A 6,978-nucleotide genomic window follows, 5' to 3' on the forward strand; every position below is an offset into this window, starting at 1 on the left:
GTATAAAAAAGCCCCTTTCGGGGCCTTAAAAATGTAATTTTAACAAAATACACAACAGAAATGCTTAATTATCGTACGAATTAACCTGATTTTTTCGTAACTTAATTACAAAATAGTGCAATGTATTAATCAAATTTGCGTTCGCGCTTAGTTTCAATTGCATCAATATAGGCATGCCATGATGCATATCCAATAATTGGCATGAGCACGATAAAGCCTACAAACCCGGTCACATAGCCAATTGCCACTGTGGTAAATATAATTGCTCCCCAAATAAGCATAGGAACCTTATTTAACCACACCGCATTCACGCTAGTTAGCACTGCGGTAGCAAGGTCAACTTTGCGCTCCATCAAAATTGGTTGGGTGAATGCTGTAATAAATAGCATTGCCAGGGTAAAACCCGCGCCAACGACCGTGCCTAACGCTAGAAAGGGTAACAAGCTTTCTAAATCGTTTTCTATATAAGGTGGGTAGAGCGCGTGGATTAGCGACGCAACACGCAACCAAAATATCATCATAACCATAAGAAGTATGGCAAATCCCCACTCGTTAAACGCATTTCTTCGCATTGCGCGCAGCGAATGACGAAGTGAAGGCTTATGACCTTTCTCCATTTCCCAGCTTACATCGTAAAGGCCCGCAGCTAAAAATGGTCCTATCAACATAAAGCAAACAATGGCGGGTAGAATGACCAAATGCCACCCCGTCATTTCAACCAAGTACATAATAAACCAAGGAATTACCGCGAAAAGCACGCCATAAAATAATGTAAGACCCGGGGCGCGCATGGCGTCTCTTAATGCCAGTGACAACCACTTTATTGGGTCGCCGACGTCTAATTCTTTACAGGGAATAACGCGTGCTATACCACTTTGCGTGATTGCATTCTCTGGTGTTTCTTTGAAATGGTGGGACATATTCTTATCACCTCTGCTTGTTAGCCTGTTTGTTACTAACGCGTTTTTTATACACGCCTTACTACTACGATAGGCGCAGAATGAAAAGTTCACAAGCTATTAACATAAATTTTATACTTAAGTGACAATAGAAACATTTATCTCGTTATATGTTCAATAAATAGCCACTTGGTAAAAAAATGGGTATTTAAAGCGGAAATACTGCAAAAAGACCATCGCATATGGCTTTGTATTGCGATAATCTCGGGGTATGTAAATCAACCAGATAGACCATGAAAACTGTATCTCGCTCACATAAATTAGATAACGTTTGTTACGACATTAGAGGCCCAATCGCTGCGCAAGCGCGCAAAATGGAAGACGAAGGTCACCGTATATTAAAGCTGAATATAGGTAACCCCGCCCCATTTGGATTTGAAGCCCCTGACGATATCGTAAAAGACGTTATTCATAACCTGCCTACGTCTCAAGGATACTCAGACTCGACAGGAATTTATGCCGCCCGCGTAGCCGTGATGCAGTACTACCAGCAGCGCAACATTAAAGACATCCGTGTAGACGATGTTTACATTGGCAATGGCGTATCTGAGTTAATCATGATGGCAATGCAAGCGTTGCTTAATCATGGTGATGAAGTGCTTATCCCAAGCCCTGACTACCCACTTTGGACGGCAGCGGTAAGCCTGTCATCCGGCTCACCAGTTCATTATCGTTGTGACGAGCAAGCAGGCTGGTTTCCAGATATTGACGACATAAAAAGTAAAATTACCAGTAAAACTCGGGCAATTGTACTTATCAACCCTAATAACCCTACGGGTGCAGTTTACGACAAAGCCCTGTTGCAAGAGGTGGTTGAAGTCGCCCGCGAGCACGGCTTAGTCGTATTTAGCGACGAGATTTACGACAAAATTCTCTACGATGAAGCCCAACATACCTGCATTGCGTCACTCGCTGACGACGTATTTTTCGTTACTTTTGGCGGTCTAAGTAAAAACTATCGCGTGGCAGGCTTTCGCTCTGGTTGGTTGGTTGTCAGCGGAAATAAACGTCTTGCTACCGATTACATCGATGGGCTCAATATATTATCTTCTATGCGTATGTGCGCGAACGTACCGTGTCAAAGTGCTATCCAAACTGCGCTTGGTGGCTATCAGAGTATTAACGACCTAGTCAATGAGAATGGCCGACTACGCATCCAGCGCGATGTAACCACAGATATGCTAAACGGCATTGACGGTATTTCTTGCGTTAAGCCCAAAGGGGCAATGTACTGTTTTGCCAAGGTGGATGAGAAGAAATTTAATATTCAAAATGATGAGCAAATGGTGCTGGATTTATTAAGATCTGAAAAAATTCTGTTGGTACACGGTCGCGCCTTTAACCTAACCGAAGGTACGTATTTCCGGTTAGTATTCTTACCGCACAGCGATGTGTTAGTGCCTGCGCTTCATCGTATAGGCAACTTCTTTAGAACCTATAAGCAAGGGGCGTAACGTGTCTGATAGAAGTCACTTTTTTGCGCACCTGGCGCGCTTAAAGCTAATAAATCGCTGGCCACTAATGCACAACGTGCGCACGGAAAATGTGCAGGAGCACAGTTTACAGGTGGCCATGGTAGCCCACGCGCTTGCCCTAATTAAAAATAAGTTTTTTGGCGGTACACTGAACCCTGATCGCATTGCAACTATGGCAATTTTTCACGATGTGTCTGAGGTATTAACAGGCGATCTCCCTACCCCAGTTAAATACTTTAACCCTGCGATTAAAGAAGAATACAAAAAAATAGAAAAAATTGCAGAGAACAAGCTAATTGAAATGGCGCCAGAAGCGTTTCGTGAAGACTACGCTGCACTTATTGATCATCACTACCATAGTGAAGAAGAAGCCTTTATCGTGAAAGCAGCAGACGTGCTTTGCGCCTACCTTAAAACGCTAGAAGAACTTGCTGCTGGCAACCAAGAGTTTAAACTGGCTAAGAAACGATTAGATAAGACCCTAAAAGAATATCATTCTGAAGAGGTGGATTACTTCTTGACGCGCTACGTGCCTAGCTTTTCTTTAAGTCTTGATGAAATTACGCAAGATGATATGTAAGTAAGGCAATAAACCGCCCAAATTTAATATACCGACGTAATAGAAGTAACAAACACAGCATGGCAGCGAGGTTTTTTTGGCAACAAGCGAATGGGAATTATCATTACACGAACGTCGTTTACCACGAAGTGAAGCGCGAGACGGCGATCATCGCACCCCGTATCAGCGTGACAAAGCGCGTGTACTTCATAGCGCGGCCTTTCGCAGGTTGCAGGCGAAGACCCAAGTGCTCGGTGTGGGGCTAAGCGACTTCTATCGCACGCGACTTACACACTCTCTAGAGGCCGCCCAAATTGGTACGGGAATAACGGCGCAGCTTTGGGTGAAATTTCCAGATATTGCCAATACATTGGCACTTGACCCTACGCTAATAGAAACCCTCTGCTTGGCTCACGATATCGGTCACCCACCCTTCGGTCATGGTGGTGAGATTGCGCTCAATTATATGATGCACCAATATGGCGGGTTTGAAGGAAACGGACAAACCTTTAGGATCATCACTCAGCTTGAGCCCTATACGGCGGAACACGGCATGAATTTGTGTCGAAGAAGCGTGTTAGGTTTGGTCAAATACCCGAACTTTATAGATGCCCTTCATAGTAAAAAACCTACACCTGAACGTCCGGTTTCACTTCGACAAGTAAAAGCTCACGACTGGCATCCGCCGAAAGGACTGTTTCGTTGTGATGAACCCCTATTCGACTGGCTACTTGCGCCATTTAGCAATGAAGATAAAGATTCGTTTATGCAGTTTACTGTAAAGCCACATGGCCACAGCAAAACGCAATTTAAATCGTTCGACTGCTCAATCATGGAGCTTTCTGACGATATCGCCTATGGCATTCACGATTTAGAAGATGCCATTGTAATGGATATGGTCGACAAGCATCATTTTGTCGAGGACGTAACCACCCCGCTAAAAGCCCTTAGTGTACCCTGGCTGTCAAACAATATAGAGCCCCTAACCCACAAACTATTTAGCGCAGCGCATCACGAAAGGAAAAATGCCATAGGTGCGCTGGTAAATAGCTTTATCACGGCTATTGAAATAAAAGGCGTGGAGGGTTTCGCTCATCCGTTACTAGCGTTCAACGCCGTAATGCCTGAACAATTTGCACAAGCCCTAGAGCTTTTCAAACGCTTCGTATTTAACAAGGTAATACGCCGCCCCGATGTGCAGCTTCTTGAATATAAAGGGCAGCTGGTGGTTATGGAGCTTTTTGAGGCTTTTGCATCAGATCCCGACCGTTTACTTCCCGAAAACACCCAAGTTCGCTGGCGTAAGGCCTGTGAGAACGACAATGGCATGCGGGTACTTGCCGATTATATATCAGGCATGACCGACGAATTTGCATCGCGCTTATACAGCAATATCTTTTCCCCTAAACAAGGCGGTATTCAAGATAGCTTGCATATGTAGTTTGTTATGTTTTCACCAATTTATTTGAAATAAAAAGGCCGTACTCTCGGTCTTTCTATTATGTTGAACTTACTCGTTTTGTTAACGTAGCTAATAGAATATAGCTTGATTTATCTTGCAAAGTGACTAGCAAAGCGACGACCATTTTTCATAGTTTTCTTATAATTTAGGTGACGTAATGCCAAAACCATTTAAACCCTCGGTAAATTTAACCGATAACGACGTAACCAATGAAGACGTTTACAAGAGTCGTCGTTCATTGCTCAAATCTATGGGCTTTGTGGGTGCGTCTACCTTACTTGCGAAGTCGGCAGGTGCTGCTGGTTGGTTTTGGGAAGACGAAGAAGAAAAAGCTACCTTCAAAGGTAAGGCGCTTGAGTTTAGTCAGCCGCCCAAGTTTCAAATAACGGAAACCCGAACACCTGAAGATAAAGTCACCAGCTACAACAATTTTTATGAATTCGGTACCTCTAAAGATGCACCAGCTAAAAATGCGTCTGAATTTCAAACCAATCCATGGACGTTGAAAATTGACGGTATGGTGAAGAACCCTCTTGAACTTGACCTTGATGCATTAACCAAACGCTTCCCCTTAGAAGAACGCATTTACCGTTTGCGCTGCGTTGAAGCCTGGTCGATGGTGGTGCCATGGATTGGGTTCGAATTAGGCGCGTTGTTAAAACAAGCCGATCCGTTGATGTCAGCCAAATATGTGGCGTTTGAAACCTTATACGACCCTGAGCAAATGCCTGGCCAACGAAGTCGCTTTACCGGTGGCGGTATTGATTACCCTTACGTAGAAGGTTTGCGTCTTGATGAAGCCATGCACCCGTTAACACTCATGTCAGTTGGTCTTTATGGGAAAACCTTGCCACCCCAAAACGGCGCACCTATTAGGCTTGTTGTACCGTGGAAATATGGCTTTAAAAGCATTAAGTCTATTGTAAGAATTCGCCTTACTGACAAGAAGCCCCCTACCACTTGGAACAGACTGGCAGCCAATGAATATGGATTTTATGCCAACGTAAATCCAAATATATCACATCCGAGATGGAGTCAAGCCAGCGAACGTAGGATAACCACAGGCGGGCTACTGGCGCGAAATCGCATCGACACTCAGATGTTTAACGGCTACAGCGAAGTCGCGCCGCTGTACAGAGATATGGACTTATCCCGTTATTATTAATGATTAAGACTCTTTACTGCTGAGGGGCTAGACGTAATTTACAGCCCTTCACGTTGAACTGACTAAACCTATTTTTCATTCTTTTATTAAGTTGTTCGATTAATGACGTTAAGAAAAAAACCGTTTCGATTCTCTGTTTGGCAACGCCGTAGTTTGAAAGGCCTTATTCACCTTTTCGCGCTAGGCTATATCGCTTGGTTGTTTTTTGCTGGCGTTACCGATCAGCTTGGACCTGACCCCGTAAACACGCTTATCAACGAAACTGGGACTTGGGCAGTCCACTTTTTATTACTCACGCTTACGCTTAGCCCACTTGCAAAGTGGCTCCCAAGCCCTGAACCAATGCAATTCAGACGTATGATTGGCGTATACACCTTTGTGTACGCCTTTGCACACTTGCTCACTTACATTTTGTTTGAGCTTCAACTTGATATGGCATTAATTGCTAGCGAGATAGTAAGCAGACCCTACATTATTGTTGGGATGGCGGCAATACTTCTTCTTTTTGCTTTAACCGCTACGTCGTTTAAGCGAATCCAGCGCAATATGGGCAGAAAATGGCAAAAGCTTCACAACAGCATTTACTTGATACTGCCCCTTGCACTACTGCATTTCAGTTGGTCGCAGAAAACGTTTTGGCAAGAGCCGGTTTGGTATTGGATGATTGGACTGGCGCTAATAAGTCCAAGAATGAAAAAATGGTATGTGGCGTATAAAAAGAAAAACACAAAAAAGCCGAAAGACAGAGAAACGATGGCGAGAGGAAGCTAAAACCAGAAATCCTCTTAAGCTAGAACATAAAGCAGCGCAGCATACCGCGCTGTTTTACTTACTGTCACCGCGAGTAGGAAAAACCATAGCGGGCTTCTCAGTACCCCTGCGACTAAAGTAATTGGATCGCCAACTATAGGTACCCAACATAAAAACAAGCTCCATTTTCCCCACTTTGTAAAAGTACTACTTGCGCGGGTGAACGTCGCATCGCTCACTTTTAACCTTCGTGTCGCAATTTCTTTTCCGAACTTGAACCCCAATACATAATTCACCACCGAGCCCAGTACGTTTCCTAACGAAGCAACAGCAAGCAACAATACCCCGCTCAAGCCGCTACTGTACAAAGAACTAAGCACAATTTCAGAACTAAAGGGCAAAATAGTAGCAGCCAACAATGCCGATAAGAACATGCCCAAATAGCCCAAGTGTATTAACGCGCTCAATAATCCTCCAGCTTTATACAGTAGTGTTTTAAGTTAAATTCGCGCGCATCTTACCTCAATCTACACCTGAATACTTGCTTCAGAACTCAACAGCATAAAAAAACTATTATCTTTTAGGTAGTTACTAAAAAACTGCCAAGC

7 protein-coding genes are annotated in these 6,978 nt (G+C 43.9%); 5 read left to right on the forward strand and 2 right to left on the reverse strand.

Going from position 1 to position 6,978, the window contains the following annotated elements:
• Nucleotides 1-125 precede the first annotated feature (125 nt).
• Nucleotides 126-920 carry a DUF2189 domain-containing protein gene (locus KL866_RS08010; RefSeq protein WP_025255475.1) on the reverse strand — a complete coding sequence of 265 codons (795 nt, stop codon included), beginning with the start codon at nucleotides 918-920 and terminating at the stop codon, nucleotides 126-128.
• A 272-nt stretch (nucleotides 921-1,192) separates the two neighbouring features.
• On the opposite strand from KL866_RS08010, the gene KL866_RS08015 reads away from it, so the two are divergent.
• The 5 genes from KL866_RS08015 to KL866_RS08035 all read left to right on the forward strand — a co-directional run bounded on the left by KL866_RS08015 (nucleotide 1,193) and on the right by KL866_RS08035 (nucleotide 6,391).
• Complete coding sequence (locus KL866_RS08015; RefSeq protein WP_214994502.1) at nucleotides 1,193-2,413, forward strand: pyridoxal phosphate-dependent aminotransferase; 1,221 nt, start codon at nucleotides 1,193-1,195, stop codon at nucleotides 2,411-2,413.
• Between the two features lies 1 nt (nucleotide 2,414).
• Complete coding sequence (gene yfbR / locus KL866_RS08020; RefSeq protein WP_025255477.1) at nucleotides 2,415-3,014, forward strand: 5'-deoxynucleotidase; 600 nt, start codon at nucleotides 2,415-2,417, stop codon at nucleotides 3,012-3,014.
• 76 nt (nucleotides 3,015-3,090) lie between these two features.
• Nucleotides 3,091-4,434, forward strand: a complete 1,344-nt coding sequence (locus KL866_RS08025; protein WP_214994504.1) for an anti-phage deoxyguanosine triphosphatase — start codon at nucleotides 3,091-3,093, stop codon at nucleotides 4,432-4,434.
• Nucleotides 4,435-4,612: 178 nt separating this feature from the next.
• Complete coding sequence (msrP, locus tag KL866_RS08030) at nucleotides 4,613-5,620, forward strand: protein-methionine-sulfoxide reductase catalytic subunit MsrP (protein WP_025255479.1); 1,008 nt, start codon at nucleotides 4,613-4,615, stop codon at nucleotides 5,618-5,620.
• Nucleotides 5,621-5,722: 102 nt separating this feature from the next.
• Nucleotides 5,723-6,391: a sulfite oxidase heme-binding subunit YedZ gene (locus KL866_RS08035; RefSeq protein ID WP_214994506.1), complete on the forward strand. Its 669-nt coding sequence runs from the start codon at nucleotides 5,723-5,725 to the stop codon at nucleotides 6,389-6,391.
• Between the two features lie 14 nt (nucleotides 6,392-6,405).
• Here the strand turns inward: KL866_RS08035 and KL866_RS08040 are convergent, their stop codons facing one another.
• Complete coding sequence (locus KL866_RS08040) at nucleotides 6,406-6,804, reverse strand: YqaA family protein (protein ID WP_025255481.1); 399 nt, start codon at nucleotides 6,802-6,804, stop codon at nucleotides 6,406-6,408.
• Between the last annotated feature and the right edge of the window lie 174 nt (nucleotides 6,805-6,978).

The organism is Alteromonas sp. ALT199 (genome assembly GCF_018619335.1).
Classification (GTDB): domain Bacteria; phylum Pseudomonadota; class Gammaproteobacteria; order Enterobacterales; family Alteromonadaceae; genus Alteromonas.